The organism is Aliirhizobium cellulosilyticum (assembly GCF_014198105.1).
Taxonomy (GTDB): Bacteria; Pseudomonadota; Alphaproteobacteria; order Rhizobiales; family Rhizobiaceae; genus Neorhizobium; species Neorhizobium cellulosilyticum.
In genome coordinates this window covers 81,422-100,566 of the sequence record NZ_JACIGW010000002.1, presented here as the reverse complement: position 1 = coordinate 100,566, position 19,145 = coordinate 81,422, and the positions used below count along the sequence as shown (strand labels likewise).

The 19,145-nt window shown below is 61.7% G+C and carries 25 protein-coding genes; 23 read left to right on the top strand and 2 right to left on the bottom strand.

Features of this window, described 5'->3' with window-relative positions; translation table 11 throughout:
* Nucleotides 1-232 precede the first annotated feature (232 nt).
* Genes GGE33_RS09320 through GGE33_RS09310 form a run of 3 tightly spaced genes read left to right on the top strand, consistent with a single transcriptional unit; the run spans nt 233 to nt 2,498 of the window.
* On the top strand, nt 233-802 hold the full coding sequence (locus tag GGE33_RS09320) for a hypothetical protein (RefSeq protein ID WP_183822630.1): 570 nt from the start codon (nt 233-235) through the stop codon (nt 800-802).
* Nucleotides 753-2,279 (top strand): DNA-packaging protein, encoded by a 1,527-nt coding sequence (locus tag GGE33_RS09315; protein WP_246435912.1) that lies wholly within the window; start codon nt 753-755, stop codon nt 2,277-2,279. Before GGE33_RS09320 ends, GGE33_RS09315 begins: the two co-directional genes overlap by 50 nt.
* Before the next feature lie 42 nt (nt 2,280-2,321).
* Nucleotides 2,322-2,498: a hypothetical protein gene (locus GGE33_RS09310; RefSeq protein WP_183822628.1), complete on the top strand. Its 177-nt coding sequence runs from the start codon at nt 2,322-2,324 to the stop codon at nt 2,496-2,498.
* A 192-nt stretch (nt 2,499-2,690) separates the two neighbouring features.
* Here the strand turns inward: GGE33_RS09310 and GGE33_RS27705 are convergent, their stop codons facing one another.
* Entirely contained in the window at nt 2,691-2,816 is a 126-nt protein-coding gene (locus GGE33_RS27705) for a hypothetical protein (RefSeq protein ID WP_281388729.1), read from the bottom strand.
* Nucleotides 2,817-2,986: 170 nt separating this feature from the next.
* Here GGE33_RS27705 and GGE33_RS09305 point away from each other — a divergent pair, with 170 nt between their 5' ends.
* From GGE33_RS09305 to GGE33_RS09250, 12 genes are all read left to right on the top strand, one after another.
* Entirely contained in the window at nt 2,987-3,655 is a 669-nt protein-coding gene (locus GGE33_RS09305) for a hypothetical protein (RefSeq protein WP_183822626.1), read from the top strand.
* Between the two features lie 37 nt (nt 3,656-3,692).
* A complete protein-coding gene (locus tag GGE33_RS09300; RefSeq protein ID WP_183822624.1) occupies nt 3,693-4,001 on the top strand; it encodes a Dabb family protein in 309 nt (102 codons plus the stop codon).
* Between the two features lie 30 nt (nt 4,002-4,031).
* The gene (locus tag GGE33_RS09295) at nt 4,032-5,237 is read left to right on the top strand and encodes a phage portal protein (RefSeq protein WP_183822622.1); all 1,206 of its coding nucleotides are present in this window, start codon (nt 4,032-4,034) and stop codon (nt 5,235-5,237) included.
* A 56-nt stretch (nt 5,238-5,293) separates the two neighbouring features.
* On the top strand, nt 5,294-5,584 hold the full coding sequence (locus tag GGE33_RS09290; protein WP_148145553.1) for a CopG family ribbon-helix-helix protein: 291 nt from the start codon (nt 5,294-5,296) through the stop codon (nt 5,582-5,584).
* Nucleotides 5,584-5,892: a type II toxin-antitoxin system RelE/ParE family toxin gene (locus GGE33_RS09285; RefSeq protein WP_183822617.1), complete on the top strand. Its 309-nt coding sequence runs from the start codon at nt 5,584-5,586 to the stop codon at nt 5,890-5,892. The genes GGE33_RS09290 and GGE33_RS09285 overlap by 1 nt, the downstream gene beginning before the upstream one ends.
* 247 nt (nt 5,893-6,139) lie before the next feature.
* Complete coding sequence (locus GGE33_RS09280) at nt 6,140-6,466, top strand: DUF6107 family protein (protein WP_183822615.1); 327 nt, start codon at nt 6,140-6,142, stop codon at nt 6,464-6,466.
* A 10-nt stretch (nt 6,467-6,476) separates the two neighbouring features.
* Nucleotides 6,477-6,638 carry a hypothetical protein gene (locus GGE33_RS09275; RefSeq protein ID WP_183822613.1) on the top strand — a complete coding sequence of 54 codons (162 nt, stop codon included), beginning with the start codon at nt 6,477-6,479 and terminating at the stop codon, nt 6,636-6,638.
* Between the two features lie 148 nt (nt 6,639-6,786).
* Nucleotides 6,787-7,392, top strand: a complete 606-nt coding sequence (locus GGE33_RS09270) for an HK97 family phage prohead protease (RefSeq protein WP_148145549.1) — start codon at nt 6,787-6,789, stop codon at nt 7,390-7,392.
* The gene (locus GGE33_RS09265; protein ID WP_183822611.1) at nt 7,389-8,672 is read left to right on the top strand and encodes a phage major capsid protein; all 1,284 of its coding nucleotides are present in this window, start codon (nt 7,389-7,391) and stop codon (nt 8,670-8,672) included. The genes GGE33_RS09270 and GGE33_RS09265 overlap by 4 nt, the downstream gene beginning before the upstream one ends.
* Before the next feature lie 132 nt (nt 8,673-8,804).
* A complete protein-coding gene (locus GGE33_RS09260; protein WP_183822609.1) occupies nt 8,805-9,374 on the top strand; it encodes a head-tail connector protein in 570 nt (189 codons plus the stop codon).
* On the top strand, nt 9,374-9,706 hold the full coding sequence (locus GGE33_RS09255; RefSeq protein WP_394353638.1) for a phage head closure protein: 333 nt from the start codon (nt 9,374-9,376) through the stop codon (nt 9,704-9,706). Before GGE33_RS09260 ends, GGE33_RS09255 begins: the two co-directional genes overlap by 1 nt.
* A complete protein-coding gene (locus GGE33_RS09250) occupies nt 9,703-10,101 on the top strand; it encodes a DUF3168 domain-containing protein (RefSeq protein ID WP_183822607.1) in 399 nt (132 codons plus the stop codon). Before GGE33_RS09255 ends, GGE33_RS09250 begins: the two co-directional genes overlap by 4 nt.
* On the opposite strand, the gene GGE33_RS09245 is transcribed toward GGE33_RS09250, so the two are convergent.
* On the bottom strand, nt 10,082-11,305 hold the full coding sequence (locus GGE33_RS09245; RefSeq protein ID WP_183822605.1) for an MFS transporter: 1,224 nt from the start codon (nt 11,303-11,305) through the stop codon (nt 10,082-10,084). The two genes, GGE33_RS09250 and GGE33_RS09245, sit on opposite strands and share 20 nt — an antisense overlap.
* Before the next feature lie 109 nt (nt 11,306-11,414).
* Between GGE33_RS09245 and GGE33_RS09240 the strand changes: the two genes are divergently transcribed.
* The 8 genes from GGE33_RS09240 (at nt 11,415) to GGE33_RS09205 (ending at nt 19,130) form a co-directional block, all read left to right on the top strand.
* Complete coding sequence (locus GGE33_RS09240) at nt 11,415-11,822, top strand: phage major tail protein, TP901-1 family (RefSeq protein ID WP_183822603.1); 408 nt, start codon at nt 11,415-11,417, stop codon at nt 11,820-11,822.
* Entirely contained in the window at nt 11,822-12,184 is a 363-nt protein-coding gene (locus GGE33_RS09235) for a gene transfer agent family protein (protein WP_183822601.1), read from the top strand. Before GGE33_RS09240 ends, GGE33_RS09235 begins: the two co-directional genes overlap by 1 nt.
* A gap of 20 nt (nt 12,185-12,204) precedes the next feature.
* The gene (locus GGE33_RS09230; protein ID WP_343062382.1) at nt 12,205-12,468 is read left to right on the top strand and encodes a rcc01693 family protein; all 264 of its coding nucleotides are present in this window, start codon (nt 12,205-12,207) and stop codon (nt 12,466-12,468) included.
* Between the two features lie 26 nt (nt 12,469-12,494).
* Nucleotides 12,495-13,031, top strand: coding sequence for a phage tail tape measure protein (locus tag GGE33_RS09225; protein ID WP_183822599.1), 537 nt, complete (start codon nt 12,495-12,497; stop codon nt 13,029-13,031).
* Between the two features lie 26 nt (nt 13,032-13,057).
* Entirely contained in the window at nt 13,058-13,696 is a 639-nt protein-coding gene (locus GGE33_RS09220) for a DUF2460 domain-containing protein (protein WP_183822597.1), read from the top strand.
* Complete coding sequence (locus GGE33_RS09215) at nt 13,693-14,568, top strand: DUF2163 domain-containing protein (RefSeq protein ID WP_183822595.1); 876 nt, start codon at nt 13,693-13,695, stop codon at nt 14,566-14,568. Before GGE33_RS09220 ends, GGE33_RS09215 begins: the two co-directional genes overlap by 4 nt.
* Nucleotides 14,565-15,008, top strand: coding sequence for an NlpC/P60 family protein (locus tag GGE33_RS09210; protein WP_183822594.1), 444 nt, complete (start codon nt 14,565-14,567; stop codon nt 15,006-15,008). The genes GGE33_RS09215 and GGE33_RS09210 overlap by 4 nt, the downstream gene beginning before the upstream one ends.
* A 327-nt stretch (nt 15,009-15,335) precedes the next feature.
* Nucleotides 15,336-19,130 carry a baseplate multidomain protein megatron gene (locus tag GGE33_RS09205; RefSeq protein WP_183822592.1) on the top strand — a complete coding sequence of 1,265 codons (3,795 nt, stop codon included), beginning with the start codon at nt 15,336-15,338 and terminating at the stop codon, nt 19,128-19,130.
* The last annotated feature ends 15 nt before the right edge of the window (nt 19,131-19,145 follow it).

The window sequence follows — 19,145 nt, the reverse complement described above, 5'->3', positions numbered from 1 at the left end:
AAAAATACCGAGATAGGAAAATAATCCTTGACGGCGTGACGGTGCTTTGATAGGGTTCAGGCATAGTCGAAGAACTGCGCTTGAGGGCGGGGGGGCTTCGAAGGGTGTGCGCCTATAGTTGAGCGCGCCAGGTCTTGAGCAACCATTCTAATCCGACATTGCGATACGGGAACGAAACGCTGCAGCCGAAGAGGCTGTCGGCGATTTGCCTGTGCGCTTCATGGAGCCTGCCATGGATGATTTCGACAGTTTCGATCCGGGCCTGTTCGGCATCTGGCGGGATCGCGCGGGCTATGGCGACGAGATGCCAACGGAGGATGCCGTGCTGGCGGATGAAGTGCGGATTGCGCTGGAGATCAAGTCGGCGGATGGCGGCGTTTCTGCGAGCGACGAACTACGCAAGCTATTAAACGACATGACGGTGGAGATGCGCGAGCAGTTTTCCACCTTCCGCAAGATGCGCGAGAGCGCGGCGGGCGCTCTGACGGATGGCGACGAGGCGGCGCAAAAGCTGGCGCGCGCCGACGTGAAGGCGGCGACCGACGCCATGAGCCTGATCGTGCGCACGCTCGAAAAGGTCGACAGTCTTCAAAGGCAGCTGGCGCGGGATCGCGAGATCGAGGCCGAGCGCGTGGCCGATGAGGGCGGCTATGGAGAAGCGAAAGACCGCCTGCAGCGGCTGATAGCGGACAAGGCGGATGAACGGGCCAAAAGTCTTCTTGCTACCTGGATCCGAAACGGCGCTGCCTCTGATGCCGAGCCTCGACGAGCGGGCACCGATCCGCCATCGGGCACGGGCTGAGCGTCGTGCACGGGCATCCGATGCAAGGCGTCTCGCCAAGCAGAAAAGTCGTATCGCTGCCCAACATCAGGCAGGCATGCAGGGTATCGACGAGCAGCATGAGAGTGAATGCATGGCGGTCACCAGCGCGGAAAACATATTGGCGCGAGGGGCAAGCCATGCGCATGAAATAGAAACGGCGGAAGCATCTTCGACAGCGGCGACGCAACCTTCCGCGGTCGTCGAGGTGGAGGGGCTTGTCGTACCGGCACGGTTCGTCTCTCGCTATGAACGGGACTGGGACATCAACGGTCGACCGGAACAGAGGCCGCCCGCAGGTGACTGGCGGACGTGGCTGGTCATGGGCGGACGCGGATCGGGCAAGACGCGGGCAGGGGCCGAATGGGTGCATAAGCTCGCTTCTGCCGGGGAGCGGTCCGATCTGAGGATCGCGCTGGTGGCGGAAACGCTGGGTGACGCCCGTGAGGTGATGGTCGACGGCGTGTCCGGTATCTGCCGGATTGCGCGCGACAAGTCTCCGGACTTCGAAATCTCGCGGCGTCGGCTCGTCTGGCCGAACGGGGCGGTGGCGCAGATATTTTCCTCCGAGGACCCGGAGGCGCTGCGCGGGCCGCAGTTTCATTATGCCTGGTGCGACGAGCTCGGGAAATGGAAACATGCCGAAGAGACATTCGACATGCTGCAGTTCGGCCTGCGGCTGGGGACCGATCCGCGCCAACTGGTGACGACGACGCCGCGGCCGGTGCCGGTATTGAAGCGGCTGATCGCCGATCCTTCGACGCGGCTGGTCAGGATTGCCACCGGCGACAACCGGCAAAACCTGGCGCCGGGTTTTATCGAGGCGCTGGAGCGCCGGTATGGCGGCACGAGGCTGGGCCGGCAGGAACTGGCTGGCGAGCTGATCGAGGACCGCGAGGACGCGCTGTGGCGCCGCTCGGAGATCGAGGCCTGCGTGATCCGGGTCATGCCGGCATTAAGGCGGATCGTCGTTGCGGTCGATCCGCCCGCAGGCATAGGACAGAATTCCTGTTGCGGCATCGTCGTGGCCGGGCTGGAGCCGGAGGGGCGGGCCGTTGTGCTGGCGGATTGTTCCGTTGAGGGCGCAACGCCTGCCCAGTGGGCGCAGTCTGTCGTGAGGGCCTATCGGCGCTTTGCCGCCGACAGGATCGTCGCCGAGGTCAACCAGGGCGGCGAGATGGTGACGGCGATGCTCCGAAGTGTCGACGTGGCGCTGCCGATCACCATGGTCAGGGCGACGCGGGGAAAGTTTCTGCGGGCCGAGCCGGTGGCGGCGCTCTACGAACAGGGAAGGGTGGCGCATGCAGGACGGTTTATCGAACTGGAGGACCAGATGTGTGATTTTGGTCCCGATGGGCTGTCATCGGGGCGTTCACCTGACAGGCTGGATGCGCTGGTCTGGGCGCTGACGGCGCTGGTTCTGGAAGGGCAGGGCGAACCGCGGGTACGGGGGATATGATGCAATGCGCTTTAGGGTCAAAACTCAATCAGGATAGGGGTTTTGACCCTAGAGCGTGCAGCTTTCGGCAAGGTCCTTGTAAAGCCGAGCCTCAGTCTGCCTTCTCAGCGCTTCACCGTTGCGGCCCGGCCCGAAACACCGATCGCCTGGTCTTATCTGTTCGGCGATGAGCGCGGCGCGCTCGCGATAGAACAGGCATTGTTGGTTTCGCGGCAGTGATGACAGCCGCAAGAGAGTTTGTTCGGATTGCTGCATTCGGCGTGAATGCTCGGCTTGTCGCGGAGCGCAGGATGGATCTATGGCCACCCTGACCAGCATGCTTGCACCAAACAAAAGCACCGTTCCCATAAGGACCGGTGCCACGTAGTTACGCCATCCGGACATCGGCGATATCCGGATGGGTTATATGGCTCAGCGCTGGTTCGGCTGGCGGGAATTGTTTTCCTGCATCTGCTTCCATTCGGATTCCATGCGATCCAGAACTTCCTGCGGGATCGGTTTCGAAGGGGCTGCCTGAGCGGGCTGCGGCATCATCATGATCTCCTTTTTTGTTGCGCTGCACCATCATGGAAAAGCGTCGACATAACGTCGCATGGCCATATTGGTTCCATAGCTCGAGACAAAAGTAAATTAGCCTTTAAGTCGTTAAAACGATTTAGTTTTCTTAAACCGATTGAAAGTCGCAACACGGTGAAGGCGAGCGGTAAATGGGTAAGCTTAACAATGCGGCGGAACGTCGCATTTTCTTCGACGAGGTGCGCAAGAGCCTGTTTTCCGGGTGTCTGAAGCAGCGCGAGGTTAACGGGCTCAATACGATTCTTGACGGATGGACGAAACTGAGCGTGGCCGTTCGAAAGTCTGCAGGTGGCGACGATGCGCTGGCCTATGTGCTGGCGACAGCCTTCCATGAGACGGCGGCGACGATGCAGCCGGTGCGCGAGACGCTGGCGCTCAATGATGAGGAAGCGATTGCCCGGCTGGAAAAAGCCTTCAAGGCGGGTCGGCTTCCCGCGGTGAAGACACCCTATTGGCGGCCGGATGCCGAGGGCAGGACCTGGCTTGGCCGCGGCTTCGTGCAACTGACACATCGGAGAAATTACGAGGCGATGTCGGCACTGACCGGGATCGATCTCGTTTCCGAGCCTGGGCGTGCGATGGAGATGGGCGTTGCGGTCGCGATCCTTGTCAGTGGCATGCTCGAGGGCTCGTTTACCGGCCGCAGGCTCGGCGATTATTTCGCTGACGGCAGGAGAGACTGGACCGATGCGCGAAAGATCGTCAACGGAACGGACCGGGCGGAACTTGTGGCCGGATACGCCAAGGCATTCCGGCTGGCTTTGCCGAGGCGCATTGATGCGGGCGGGGACGCGTGTTAGCAGGCAGCTTGTCTGAATGAGGTGCTGCGGAGTTTCGATGATACGCCATATCGTGTTTTTCACGGCCACGTCCGAAAATCTCGAGGATGTCCGGGCAGGGCTTTCAATGCTGACCGCAAACCCGCATGCATCGCTTCTGGAAATCGGCACGAATGTAAAAACCGACCAGTGGGACCGGGAAGTCGACTTCGTCGTCTACGGCGAGTTCGAAAACGAGGCGGCGCTGGCAGCCTACAAGGCGCATCCGATCTATCATAAATCGACTGAAACCGTGCGGCCGCTTCGCGAGATGCGCATTGCTGCAGACTATGACAGCGACAAGGCGGTAAAGACGCCGCTCAGGTAGGCTCAGTCTTACCCAAAAAGGATCACCGTAATGAAATCTCCTTTTCGCCTGCCGTGGCTTTCCACGGGGGAACGCAAAGCCGTGTCTGCAGATCAAGGGAAGGGCGGTGCGGCCGTGGCCGAGGTGAAGATGGCGGCGGGCGTCGCGTCCGCCTTTGCGGTGCTTGCCAGCGAGGGAACGGCGCATTGGTCCGGCAGGTCTTATGCGGCGCTGGCGCGGACAGGGTTCATGCGCAATCCGGTGGCATATCGGGCGGTGCGGATGATTGCGGAGGCTGCAGCCGCTGTGCCGTGGCTGGCTTACGAAGGTGTTGCGGAGGTTGCGGATCATCCGGCGCTGGCGCTGCTTCTGCGTCCAAACGGACGGCAGGGCGGACCGGATTTTTTCGAGGCGCTCTACGGGCATCTGCTCCTGTCCGGCAATGCCTATGTCGAGCCGCTGGCGATCGGCGGATCGTTACGGGAACTGCATCTGCTGCGGCCCGACCGGGTGAGCGTCGTCGAGGGGCGCGATGGCTGGGTGACGGGGTATGATTATCGCGCCGGCGGGCGAACGCGCAGGCTGGCGGCTGAAGCAGAGGATGGGCGGCTTTCGCTGTTGCACTTAAAGCTGTTTCACCCGCTCGACGACCATTCTGGCTTTTCGCCGCTTGTGGCGGCGGGGGCAGCACTCGATCTCTCCAATGCGGCGGCGGGTTGGAACAAGGCTTTGCTCGACAATTCGGCAAGACCTTCCGGCGCGCTCGTCTATCAGCCGAAGGATGGCGGCAATCTTTCGGCCGACCAGTATCAGCGGCTGAAGGACGAGTTGGAGGCAGGCTATTCCGGTGCCGTCAATGCGGGGCGGCCCTTGCTGCTCGAGGGAGGGCTAGACTGGAAAGCGATGGGGCTTTCGCCGAAGGACATGGATTTCATCGAGGCGCGCAATGGCGCCGCAAGGGATGTCGCGCTGGCGCTTGGCGTGCCGCCGATGCTGATCGGTATTCCCGGCGACAATACCTATGCCAATTACCAGGAGGCCAACCGCGCCTTCTACAGGCTGACCGTGCTGCCGCTGATTGCGCGGACTGCCGCGAGCTTTTCCGCCTGGCTGTCCGAGATCTACGGGGAATTACGGCTGGAGCCGGATCTCGACCGGATTGCGGGGCTGAGTGCCGAGCGTGAAGCGCTGTGGGCGCGGGTCGGGGCGGCGGGTTTTCTGACCGACGACGAGAAACGCGAGGCAGTGGGATATTGAGCGAATGGCCGCATGGGTGTAATTTGTAATACGTCGTATTATAAATGGAGGCTCCTTTGGCTGACAAAAAGAACGCCGACAAATCGGCCGACAAGCCGGTCCTGTCCGATCCGATCACGCTGCGTGTGCCGCAAGACATTCTCGAGGATATCGAGAGGATTGCCGAAACTGCCGATCGCAGCCGCAGCTGGGTGATTGTGCGGGCGTTGAAATATTACCTGATCAATGAGGGCAGCGATCTGCTCGAAATTAGGCAGGGGCTAGACGATGTGAAGGCCGGTCGCGTCCACGACGCCGAAGAGGTTTTTGCCGAACTTGAGCGCCTTTCTAGAGAAGACGCCGCCTGATGAAAATTCGCCTTTCGGATCGAGCTTTGGCCTATCTGAAACGTGAGCAGGGCTATCTGGCGAAATTCGATAAGCGTGTCGCTCTTGCCGTTGTTCGGCAAATCAGGGCCGCGACCAAACTGATTGGCGAGCATCCGCAGATCGGACCTGTCATCGATGGTGCTAAAGGGGTTCGGCGTTATATCTCCGCGCCCTACCAGATCGATTATCAAGAAGACGACGTGGGGATCATGGTGGTTGCCATTCGTCACGGAAGACAAGCCCCGAGAGAGGTCGAGGCAGAGTACCCGCAGTTCAAGCTCGACTGAGCGTTGAGAAGGCAGGTATCGGCTGCAGCTTTCAAGCTTCAGCCTCTCACGCAACCTCCGAAGCGTCGGACTCAACCTCTCAAGGCTTCTCTACAAGCGATTCTGAAAGTTGACCAATATCCGCCTGCGCTCGCGGTAACACGGCGCCGCAATTGTCCGAAGGTGCTGTGGGTACACGCCTTTCCGAGATGCGCCTGATTGGGATCTCGACTGACTGCCCCCCTCTCTAACCGACAAGGGATTAACTATGGCAGACCTTGGACATGATCCGGGCGCGATCATCGGCGTCTGGGCGGCGAAGACGGCGGGGGCTTTTGCAGGTGCCGGCGTGTCGCTGATCTACCTTCTGCCCAAAAGCAGGCGCGAGGCGGCGAGCCGGTTTGCGACGGGCGTGACATGCGGGTTGATTTTTGGCGGACCGACGGGGCTGTGGCTGGCAGAAAGGCTCGGCATTTCCGGCATGCTCTCGGGAGCGGAAACGATGCTGGCGGGGTCGGCTGCGGCGAGCCTCTGCGCCTGGTGGGTGCTGGGCGCGTTGTCGCGGGTGGCAGAGAGATATGGCGGTCGACGTTAGGTGGTCAGCTGTGGCTGCCACCACCGCCACCTTCATCGGTGCCGGTATACATGACCGCGTCTCCCAGGGCGTGATCCGCTCTTTCGAGGGCATCGGCCAGAAGCGGCTTTCGGAAAATGGCTGGTGGATGCAGGGCAAGGCCAACTGCTCCAGCTATCACTGCCGTGCCTGAGATGAGACCGAGTGCGATGAGCATCAACGTCTGCATGGCGCGCTCCATTCAAGGACCCGTGCTCCGAATATAGTGCGGCTCGCACGGGGCTTCAACTCAGCCAAGAGCGCACGCCGAGCCGTTCGCTAAGTTCATTCAGGAGATTTCCATGCACGCTTACCGCGGGCATCGCGCCCCCATGCGTATTCCTTTGCGCCCGACGGCCCGAAAATTCGCCAATCTGGAACTGGCCGGGATTACCGGCGACGGCACCTTTTCCGGTTATGCCAGCGTCTTCGGCGAGGTCGATCTCGGCAAGGACAAGATCGAGCGCGGGGCGTTTCTGAACTCGCTTGTCGCCCGCGGCGCGGATGGCGTGCGGATGCTTTACCAGCATGATCCGAACGAGCCGATCGGCGCCTGGAAGACGATCCGCGAGGATGCCCGCGGGCTTTTTGTCGAGGGCGTGTTGTCGCCGGGCGTGGGCCGCTCGCGCGAGGTGTTTTCACTGATGAAAACGGGTGCGCTGGACGGGCTTTCGATCGGGTTTCGGACCGTCAAGGCGCGCACCGATGCCAAGACAGGGGTGCGGCGCATCCTCGAAGCCGATCTTTGGGAAATTTCCGTCGTGACCTTTCCGATGCTGCCATCGGCCAGGGTTTCCGACGTCAAGCATGCCCGGTTCTTTCGAGATCGGGAAACAGAACTCGTCCGCCAGATGCGGCGGGCGGCGAAGATGATGTTCACCTCAAGCTTCAAGGGAAAATCGATATGACGGAGCAGGTTATGCAGGCAAACAAGGTGGCGCCCGAAGTGAAGGCCATACCCGAGACGGTAACGGCGGCTTTCGACGAGTTCATGGAGGCGTTCGAGGCCTTCAAGGATGTCAACGACCGCAGGCTCGGCGAAATCGAGCAGAAGCTGACATCGGATATCGTCACTCGTGACAAGGTCGACCGTATCAACCGGGCAATGGACGACCAGAAGAAGGTTCTCGACCAGCTTGTTCTGAAGAAGGCACGGCCGCAGCTCGGATCGGCCCGTGCCAATACCCATGGAGGAGCCGAGCTGTCGCCGGACGTGGCGGAGCACAAGGCCGCCTTCGATGCCTATGTCCGCCGTGGTGACGAGGCGGGGTTGCGCGAGCTGGAAGCCAAGGCGATGTCGGCAGGCAGCGGTGCGGATGGCGGTTATCTCGTGCCGGACGAGACGGATAGCGAGATCGGCAGGCGGGTTGCCGTCGTCTCGCCGATGCGGGCGCTTTCGACCGTGCGCACCGTCTCGACCGCGGTATTGAAGAAGCCGTTCGCGACGACCGGTCTTGCCACAGGCTGGGTGGCTGAGACAGCGGCGCGGCCGCAGACCAATGCGCCGCAGCTTGCCGAACTGTCGTTTCCGACCATGGAACTTTACGCCATGCCGGCGGCAACGCAGGCGCTGCTTGACGATGCCGCGGTCGATATCGAGGCCTGGATTGCCGGCGAGGTGGATATCGTCTTTGCCGAACAGGAGGGCGATGCCTTCATCCGCGGCGATGGCGTCAACAAGCCGAAGGGATTTCTGTCCTACACAGCGGTGGCCGACAGCGTCTGGACCTGGGGCAATCTCGGCTATATCGCGACCGGGGCCGCGGGCGCCTGGAAATCCACCGGACCATCGGACACGCTGGTCGACGCGATCTATTCGCTGAAGGCGGGGCATAGGCAGAACGGCACCTTCATGCTGAACCGCAAGGTGCAGGCCGATATCCGCAAGTTCAAGGACGCCGACGGCAACTACATGTGGCGCCCGCCGGCATCTGCCGGTCAGCCGGCAACGCTGATGGGCTTTCCGGTGGCGGAAGCCGAAGAAATGCCGGATGTGGCGGCGGGTTCGCTGTCGATCGCGTTCGGCGATTTCCGTTCGGGTTATCTGGTCGTCGACCGGGCGGGAGTGCGTATCCTGCGCGATCCCTATTCGGCCAAGCCTTACGTCCTGTTCTACACCACCAAGCGTGTCGGTGGCGGGGTGCAGAATTTCGAGGCGATCAAGCTGGTGAAGTTTGCGGTGAGCTGATGCTACCGCGAAGCGAATAGGGAGTGGCGAATAGCGAATGGAGGGGCGGACGCGACCGCTTTCTCCCATCGCTACAAGCCATCTCCCTATTCGCCACCCTCAATTCGCTATTCGCTTACCCAAGGGATTTCCATGACCTATGCACTGATCGATCCGCCACTGGCGGAACCGCTGACGCTTGCCGAGGTGAAGGCGCATCTGCGGCTTGATGGCGGTGAAGAGGATGCGCTTCTCCTGTCGCTGATCACGACCGCCCGCACGTTTCTGGAGAGCGAGACGGGGCTTTGCCTGATCGCGCAAAGCTGGCGGCTCTATCTTGATCGATGGCAGACGGACGGAGTGATCCCAATCCTCAAGTCGCCGCTGCAAGCGATTCTATCCGTTACGATTTATGATGCCGATGGCGCAGCCGTTGATGTTTCGCTTGAAGACCATCTGCTCGACGGTGTGGGGCGTCCGGCACGGCTCTGGCTGCGTGAACCACCTTCTCCGGGCCGGGCCGTGAATGGTATCGAGATCGATTTTTCGGCCGGTTATGGTGAGGCGGGAACGGATGTGCCGGACACGCTGAAACGGGCGATGCTGATCCATATAGGCCACATGTTCGCTTTTCGCGGCGTCATCTCGGCAGAGCAGCAGCCGGCCGGTGTTCCCGACGGCTACGAGCGGCTGATCGCGCCGTTCCGGATGCGGAGGCTCTGATGGTGGTCTTCTTCGACCCCGGCCAGATGACGGCGCGGCTGTTGCTGGAAGGCCCGGTCAGAATACCGGACGGGCAAGGGGGCGCGACGGTGAACTGGACCGAGACCGCCGCCATGTGGGCCAAGGTCGAACCGGTATCGGCAAGCCTTGCCGAACGGGCCGGTGCCGAGATCGGCACGATTACACATCGCATCTGGCTGCGGTTTCGCAGCGATGTTTCTGCTGGACAGCGTTTGCGCAAGGGTGCTCGGCTGTTTGCGGTGAAGCTGGTCCAGGACCCGGATGAGACCGGGCGCTATCTGACCTGTCTTTGCGAGGAGGGCGCGGGATGAGTGCGGCAAATGCACTTCTGAGTTCTATCCATTTGCGGCTTGCCGGCGATGCGGTGCTGACGGCGCTGATCGGGCCGGATGGCATTCGTGATCGCCTGCAGACGCGGCCGAAACTACCCGCAATCGTGATCGGCGAAATGGAGACCCGCGATCTTTCCACCGTGACCGAGGCCGGCGAGGAGCATCTTATCACACTGGAGGTCTGGTCAGAGGGAGACGGACGGCGGCAGGCACTGGAGATTACGGCGAAGGTGACGGCGCTGCTCGACAATGCGGATCTGGCGCTCGACGGTGCCCTTCTGGTGAACCTGCTCAGGATCAGTGCGCGAAGCCGTCGCGAGCCGAAGACCAGATATTATCTCAGCGAGATACGTTTCAGGGCCGTGACGGAGTGACGATGCTGGCCGTTCGGCGCGCTTTTCTGACAAGCGAGATCAAAAGGATGACCGAGCAGAGAGCGACAAGCGTGAGCAGGATTGAAATGATGAGTGCGGTGGACACCCCTGTTCGGTCAAGCAGGGCGGTAAACAGGATCGGGGCGATGGCGTTGGCGATATTCTGCGGCATCATCAGCCGTGACGCCTGACGGCCGTATTCGCTCGGCGAAAACAGCGCCAGCGGCAGCAATGCGCGGGCGACGACCAATATGCCCGAGCCGAAGCCGTAAAGTGCGACAAAGATCCAGAGGCTGACAGTTGACGGTGGCAACAGGAGAAGGCTGCTAAAGCCGGCAATCATCAGGCTGATCCCGCTGACCGAGGTGAGAAAGGGATTACCGTGCTTGCCGAGCAGCATATCGAAACCGCGTGCCGAAATGCCGAGCACGCCGCGTGCTGCGGCAAGCTGCAATGCGAGTTCAGGCGTGGCACCGGATTGTTGCAGCACTTCCAGAAGGGAAGGCGACAGGCCGAAGGTGACGAAGGAGGCGATTGCCGTTGAGAGCGCCACGAAGATGAAGGCTGCCTTTTTGCCGGCCGCAGTCAGCGGTACTGGTGCGGTGTTGGCCGATATGCGTGCGGTTTCCCGGGCGACCGGTTTCGGCAGGCCGAACAGATAGAGCGGCAGGCAGACGAAGACCTGCAATCCGGCGGCCCAGAGGAAGGTCGAACGCCAGCCGATCAGATCATGCAGCAGGTTGAGCAGCGGCCAGGAAATCGTCGGCGACAGGCCGGTGAACAGCATGAGAATGGCGATCGTGCGCTTTCCCTCGACGCCTTCGCGTTCGACCACGGCGGTGAAAGCCGGGGCATTGAGGGCAAGCGCTGCACCAAGACCGAGGATGATCCAGGCAGTTATGTAGCCGATCACCCCTTGTGCGCTGGCCAGAACGCAAAGTCCTGCGGCGAAGAACAGGGTTCCGATGGAAAGCACGCGTGAGGCGCCGAAACGCTCCAGCATCCTGCCCGTCAACGGGCTTGCGAAGGCGCTCGTGATCATCATGACGGATAGGCCCGCAAAGACGATCTCGTTTGCAAGGCCAAGATCCGAGCCGAGCTTGCGGCCGATCGCCCCGACTGCTTCGAATGTCGTTCCCCATCCGATCAATTGCCCAACGGCGAGGACGCTCACGGTTCTGACCGAACTGGGGGGATGAGGCATGGCGGGACATCGCGAAGGGAACTGGCGGTAACGGCTGTAGCAGGTCCTCGTAACAGCGGGAAGTGGCCTTTCGGGCGAAGACGACAACCAATCGAAAAGGAATGGTAGAATGGCAGCGCAGAAAGGCAGGGACCTGCTTCTGAAGGTCGACGATGGCGGAACGTTCATGACGGTGGCGGGGTTGAGATCGCGTCGTCTCGCATTCAACGCGGAGACGGTGGATGTAACGGATGCGGAAAGCGTCGGGCGCTGGCGGGAATTGCTGGGCGGCGCGGGTGTCCAGCGCGCATCGCTGACAGGCGCCGGGATATTCAAGGATCAGGCGAGCGATGAAAAGGTAAGAGCCGCCTTCTTCGCCTCCGCGATCTTGAACTGGCAGGTCGTCGTTCCGGGTTTCGGTACGATCGCCGGTCCGTTTCAGGTGAGCGCTCTCGAATATTCCGGCGAGCATAATGGCGAGGTGCGCTTTGAACTGGCGCTTGAATCCGCCGGCGCAATCACCTTCGGTGCGCTGTGATGGCCGGGGCGACGATAACCGGCAGCCGGGCCAACCGGCACCGCGGCGAGGTGGAGGCGGTGCTGAACGGCGAGCGTCGTATCCTTTGCCTGACGCTGGGCGCATTGGCGGAACTCGAGACGGCATTTTCCGCGGAAGACCTGAACGGGCTGGCGGCGCGTTTTTCCTCCGGCAGGCTGAAGTCCGCCGACATGATCCGTATCATTGGCGCGGGCCTGCGCGGCGGCGGAAATCTGCTTTCGGACGACGAGGTGGCGGCAATGAGCGTCGAGGGAGGGATCGCGACCTATGCCGGTATCGTTGGCGACCTGCTGACAGCGACCTTTTCCGGGCGCGGGGAGGGTGCTGCAGCAAACCCTTGAATGCCGCAGCGGGAAAGAATGTGCGTCACGACAGGGCAGGCGCGTCGGCGCCATTTCCCTGGGACGTGGTGATGCATGTCGGCTTCTACCTGCTGCGGCTTTCTTCACGGGATTTCTGGGCGCTGACGCCGGTGGAATTCCTTCTCATGACAGGTGCCGCGCGGCCACGCGAGATGGCGGCTGGCAGGGCCGAACTGGATGCGTTGATGCGAGCGTTTCCGGATGTGGGCGTCGGCGCAGCAATGTCTGACCTTCATCCTGGTCCTCTCCCCGCAGGCGGATGAGGAACTGTGGCTCACGGAGAACAACAATGGAAAACGACGATACGGATGTCTCTGCAACGCTTGCCGGTGCAGAGGCGCTTTCGGACGTGATGGCGGATCTGGAGGCCAGGTCGCAGCGGTTCGGTACGGCGCTGACCGGTGCGCTGAGATCGGCAACGACCGGCAGCAAGGGGCTGGAGGACGTGCTGCGCGGATTGGGCAACCGGCTGACGGATATTGCGCTGAGTGCCGGCCTGAAGCCGCTTGAAGGCCTGCTCGGAAATGCCGTGGGATCGCTGATCGGATCCGTGACGCCGTTTGCCGATGGCGGGGTCGTACGGGCACCAAGCTATTTTCCGATGAATGGCGGCACCGGCCTGATGGGCGAGGCGGGGCCGGAGGCGATCTTGCCGTTGAAACGCGGACCGGATGGCTCGGTCGGCGTGGCTTCGGCTGGCGGCGGGGCAGGGCCACAGATCGTTTTCAACGTGACGGCGACGGATGTCGCGAGCTTTCGCAAGAGCGAGGCGCAGGTTTCGGCCATGCTCGCACGCAGCGTGATGCGTGGGCGCAGAGGGCTTTGAACCGGACACTTTAGGGGGAAATCGGCATGAGCGGGTTTCATGAAATACGTTTTCCGTTGCGATTGGCGCTCGGCGCGAGCGGCGGGCCGGTGCGGCGCACGGATATCGTCAATCTCTCGAACGGGCGGGAACAGCGCAACCAGCGCTGGCGCGATAGCCGCCGCAGCTATGAGGTCGGATCGGGTATCCGCTCGCTCACCGATCTTTATGCAGTGCTGGAGTTCTTCGAGGCGCGGCGGGGGCAACTGTATGGTTTTCGCTTTCGCGATCCGGTGGATTGGGCCTCCTGCTCACCGGGCGGGGTAGTGTCCGCAAACGACCAGATCATCGGCACCGGCGATGGCGTGACAGCCGTGTTTCAACTGGTAAAGGCCTATCAGGATGCGGGTGGCAGTTGGACGCGGCGGATCACCAAGCCGGTTCGGGAGAGCGTGCTGGTTGCCGTGGAAGGCGTGGCTGTCACGGATGCGACCTATACGGTCGATGCGACGACCGGGATGGTGACCTTTGCTGCGGGGCATGTGCCGGTGGCCGGCGCGCTGATCGAGGCCGGATATGAATTCGACGTGCCGGTGCGTTTCGACATCGACCGGATCGACGTCAACCTCGCGCATTTCGATGCCGGGCGTATCCCGACCATTCCGCTGACGGAGATATTGGCATGAGGACAATCCCGCAGGCGTTCAAGACGCATCTCGACGGGCAGGCGACGACGACCTGCCATTGCTGGCGGGTGACGCGGCGCGATGACGTCGTGATCGGTTTTACCGACCACGACCGCGACCTTAGTTTCGACGGTACGAATTTTCTGGCGGCGAGCGGCTTTGAAGCGAGCGAAAGCGAGCAGGCCGCAGGACTTGGCGCGGAAGCTGACGAGGTGGCAGGTGGGTTTTCAAGTGCGGCGATCGAGGAAGAGGATCTGGCGGTCGGACGATATGATGGTGCCCGGGTGGAACTGTTTCTCGTCAACTGGACCGCGCCGGATGAGCGCATGCTGCTGAATATACGCGAAATCGGGGAGGTCGTGCGGGCCGGCGGCCGGTTTCGTGCGGAGCTGCGCAGCATGGCACACCGGCTGAACCAGCCGCAGGGCAGGCTTTACAATCGCCGTTGCGACGCGAGCCTGGGGGATGGCAGGTGCAGGATGAATCTTGCCGCCTGGCGTGGCGAAGGATCGGTCGTCGAGATGATCGACAGAAGCAGGTTGCTCGTATCGGGGCTGTCCGGTTTCGCCGATGGTTTTTTTCGGCAGGGCAGGGTCGTGTTTTCGTCAGGCCTTTCCGCCGAGCTGGATGGACATGGCAGGCGCCAGGACGGGACTGCTGTCCTTTCACTCTGGTTGCCGCTGGAAGAGGAGGTCGAGCCGGGCCGGGCATTCACCGTGACGGCCGGCTGCGACAAGACGTTTTCAATGTGTCGGGAGCGTTTCGCCAATTCGCTGAATTTCCGTGGCTTCCCGCATGTGCCGGGTTCGGACTTCGCCTATTCCTATGCAGACGGGGAGCGGGTCCATGACGGCGGCCCGATTTTCGAATGACGGGGCCGGGTGATCGGATCGTCGCGCTGGCGGAAAACTGGATCGGCACGCCCTATCGCCATCAGGGCGCAGTAAAAGGCGTGGGCTGCGATTGCATCGGCCTGATCCGTGGCGTCTGGCGCGAGCTTTATGGCCAGGAGCCGGAAGTCGTACAGCCCTATGCGCCGGACTGGGCCGAGCGCAGCGGCGAGGATAGACTGATGCAGGCCGGGCGGCGATTGTTCGGACCGGCCTTGCCATTGGCAGAGGCGAGGCCGGGAGATCTGCTTCTGTTTCGCTGGCGGCCGGATTGTGCGGCAAAGCATGCCGGTATTCTGGCTGGGTCGACGCATTTCATTCACGCCTATGAAAAGGCTGCGGTGATACGCTCAGCGCTGGTGGCTTCATGGCGGCGCAGGATTGCGGCCGTGCATCGCTTTCCGGAAACCCGGATTGATTGAAAACGGCTGTCAGTTGGCGTATATTGTCGGAGTGGTGAGCGCGGTTGCAGCCCCGCCCACCGTTTTGCTTATCTATTGAAATGTACCCGGACGGTCATTGACCAGCCCGTCCGGGTTACTCTCCAGATAAGTGTAAGGCTAATCGGCCGAAGCTTCATAACTTTACCTCCATGTTCGAAAGCAGGGCTTCTGCCGAAGTCAGCGTAGCCAACCTTCGCTGATGCGCCGGGCTGGCTCGGCGCGTGCTGCTTTTGCTCTCAAACATACACACGCTATCACAATTTTAGCGCGCATCCAGTCGTAAGGGCCGGTGCGTGGGGAGAGATCATGGCTACTCTTCTTTTTCAGGCCGCGGGCGCGGCGCTCGGCGGTGTTCTTGGTCCCATCGGCGCGATTGTTGGTCGGGCTGCTGGCGCTTTGGCCGGGAGTATGGTCGATCGGGCCTTGATCAACGGAAACACTACAATTTCGGGCGTAAGGCTCGGTACGGCGCGGATTCCGGGTGCCGATGAGGGGAGTGCGATCAACCGGCTTTATGGCACGGCGCGGATCGGCGGTACGCTGATATGGGCGACGCGTTTCGAGGAGGAGGTGACGAGTGAACGCACCGGTGGCAAGGCGACGGGCCCGCGTATCGAGACGTTTCGCTACTTTGCCAATTTCGCCATCGGGTTGTGCGAAGGGCCGATCGCTTCGGTGAGGCGTGTCTGGGCCGATGGCCGGGAAATCGACCTGACCGCGATCGAAATGCGCGTCTATCGCGGCGACGAGGAACAGCTGCCCGATCCGCTGATCGAGGCGAAACAGGGAGAGGGATTGGCGCCGGCCTATCGCGGGCTGGCCTATGTCGTCTTCGAAAGGCTGCCGCTCGATGCGTTCGGCAATCGTATTCCGCTGCTGCAGTTTGAGGTGTTGCGACCGGTTGGCAGGCTGGAGGCGCAGATCCGGGCGGTGACAATCATTCCGGGGGCGACGGAGCATGGCTATCAGACCGGTGAGGTAACGGAGAGCACCGGTGAGGGCAGCGGCCGCATCATCAACCGGCATACGACGACGGCGCTGACCGACTGGCAGGCCTCGATCGATGAATTGCAGGCGCTTTGCCCGAACCTTCAGCGGGTGGCGCTGGTCGTTTCATGGTTCGGCACGGATCTCCGTGCCGGGCATTGCCGGATCAGGCCGGGTGTCGAAGTGGAGGCGCGGCGCGATGAAAGCGATCCCTGGTCGGTAGCGGGCATCGGGCGAGGTGAGGCCTACCTAGTCAGCCGGCGCGACGGCGCGCCTGCCTATGGCGGTACGCCGAGCGACAGGAGCGTCAGGGCGGCAATCGCGGATCTCAAGGCGCGTGGGTTGAAGGTCTATCTCTATCCGTTCGTGATGATGGATGTTCCGGCTGGAAACGGTTTGCCCGATCCTTATGGCGGCAGTGAACAGGCGGCCTATCCCTGGCGGGGCAGGATCACCTGTCATCCTGCCCCGGGAGAAGCCGGGTCGGTGGACCGGACGGCGGTTGCTCGGGCCCAGGTGGAGGCCTTCAGCCAAGACAGCGAAGGTTATCGTCGCATGGTTCTGCATTATGCGGATATGGTGGGCGATGCGGGTGGTGTAGACGGCTTTATCATTGGCTCTGAACTGCGCGGGCTGACGCAATTGCGCGATGAGGCGGATCGGTTTCCCTTTGTTGATGAACTGGTCGAACTTGCCGGGGATGTCAGGGCGAGGGTCGGAGCGGAGACGAAGATAACCTATGGTGCCGACTGGAGCGAATATTTCGGCTATCATCCGCAGGACGATAGCGGCGACGTTTTCTTTCATCTCGACCCGCTCTGGGCCTCTCCGGACATCGATGCGGTTGGCATCGACAATTACATGCCGCTCGCCGACTGGCGCGACGATGACCTCATAAAGCGTAACCCGGATGGCTTTGTTGCGCGCGACGACGTGACGGGGATGGCAGGGCAGATTGCAGCCGGTGAAGGGTATGACTGGTATTATGCCAGTGAGGCTGACCGGCAAAATCGCCTTCGCTCCCCCATAACCGACGGGCTGGCGGGCAAGCCCTGGGTCTTTCGTTACAAGGATATCGAAAGCTGGTGGTCTAGTCTGCATTTCGACCGTGTAGACGGTGCGGAGCGGACGACGCCGACGATCTGGATGCCGGGACAGAAGCCCGTGTGGTTTACCGAACTGGGATGTCCGGCAGTGGACAAGGGCGCCAATCAGCCGAATGTCTTCGTCGATCCGAAATCGGCAGAAAGCAATCTGCCGTACTTCTCTTCGGGTGGAAGATCTGACAGCCAGCAGCGGCGTTTTCTTCAGGCGCACCACGATCATTGGCAAGGCAATACAGCACCGCAGGGCATGGTCGATCCGGACCATGTTTTTGTCTGGACATGGGACGCGCGCCCGCAGCCGGCCTTTCCGGATGACCTGTCGTTCTGGAGCGACGGCAGCAACTGGCGGACCGGGCACTGGCTTAACGGGCGTATTGGCGGCACCACGCTTGCCGATGCGATTGCCGCGATCCTTGTTGACCATGGCATCGAGGATTTCGATGTTTCCGCGGTCAGCGGTGACCTGACCGGTTTCGTGCAGGCGGACCTCACTTCGGCGCGGGCCTTGATCGAGCCGCTGATGGAGGCCTTTCAGATCGATGCGGTCGAGGACGGCGGACGGATACGGTTTCGCTCGCGATTGGCCTCGAGCCTTGAACCGCATGAAATCAATGTTCTGGCCGATATCGAGGATGAACCGCTATGGACGGAAAACCGGGGGCACGACAGCGATTTCCCTGCCGAGACCGCATTGGGTTTCTTCAATCCGGTGCTGGACTACGAGCAGGCAAGCGTGCGCTCGCGCCCGGTTGTGGCCGCAGGCAAGCGGGTGCTGGGCTACGATCTGCCGGCGACGCTTTTTGAGGAGACGGCGCTTGCTGCGGTTGAAGCTGCCCTGCGGGCAAACCGTATTGCCAGGCGGACCGTGAATTTTGCGATTTCACCGGCCGACCAGGCAATCGGGACGGGTGACGCGATCCGGCTCGTTGATGGGCCTGATGGGATATTCGTGGTTGAGCGTATCGAAGAGGGCGCGATCCGCCGGATCGAGGCGAGCCATCATGTGGCGGTGCCGCCTTCCGGTTCGCATGTGGCGACCAGCCGGGGCCACACAAGCGGCGGAGGCGTTTCCGATGCCTTTCAGCCCCTCCTGCACTTCATGGACCTTCCGCGCCTGACCGATGCCGCATCGGAAAGTTTCGCCTGCGTTGCCGGTTACTGCCGGCCGTGGCGGCGCATGGTGATCTCCTCCTCGGCAACCAGCGAGGCATATCGCACACGGGTGACGATTGATCGCCCTGCACGGCTCGGGTCGCTGTATTCGCCGCTGCGGCCCGGCGTCTCTGGCCGGTTCGATCATGCGAATGTACTGGAGCTGGATCTTCATTTTGGCGGGCTGGCATCGGTCGATGAAGTCGCGGTTCTTTCCGGCGAAAACCGGATCGCGGTGAAGGCGCAGAATGGTGCCTGGGAAATCATTGGCTTTCTGTCGGCGCAGGAAATCGCGCCAAAACGCTGGCGGCTGTCCGGTCTGCTGCGGGGGCTTGCCGGCACGCAGGATGCGACTGGGGCCGGTGCCGTGGCTGGCAGTCCGTTTGTCGTGCTGGATGAAGCGGTGGTGTCGCTTGGGCTTGGCAGCGAGGAACGCGGGCGGTCGCTGAACTGGCTCGTCGAGAGCCTTGGCAGCGGTGGCGGTCAGGCCGGACCTCGTGTGTTTACGGGTGGTGAGCGCGCCGAAACTCCGTTGGCACCTGTGCATCTTTGGGCCGACAGGAGAGCTGATGGAGACATCGTCATAGGCTGGACACGATGCGGCCGGGTGGACGCAGATGGCTGGGAGGCCTTGGACATCCCGATGGACGAACCACAGGAGCGATATCGAATCGATCTGATGGCACATGGCGATGTGGTGAGGAGCGTTGAAGTGACTGAGCCGTCCTTTTCCTATGCCGCAGAAGACGAGCTTACCGATTTCGGTGAACGGCAAACAAGTATCGATTTCGCAGTCAGGCAGATGGGACGCGCGGCTCCTTTCGGCATTCCTGCGCGATCTTCGATCAATCTTTGATAACAAGGAGATGAA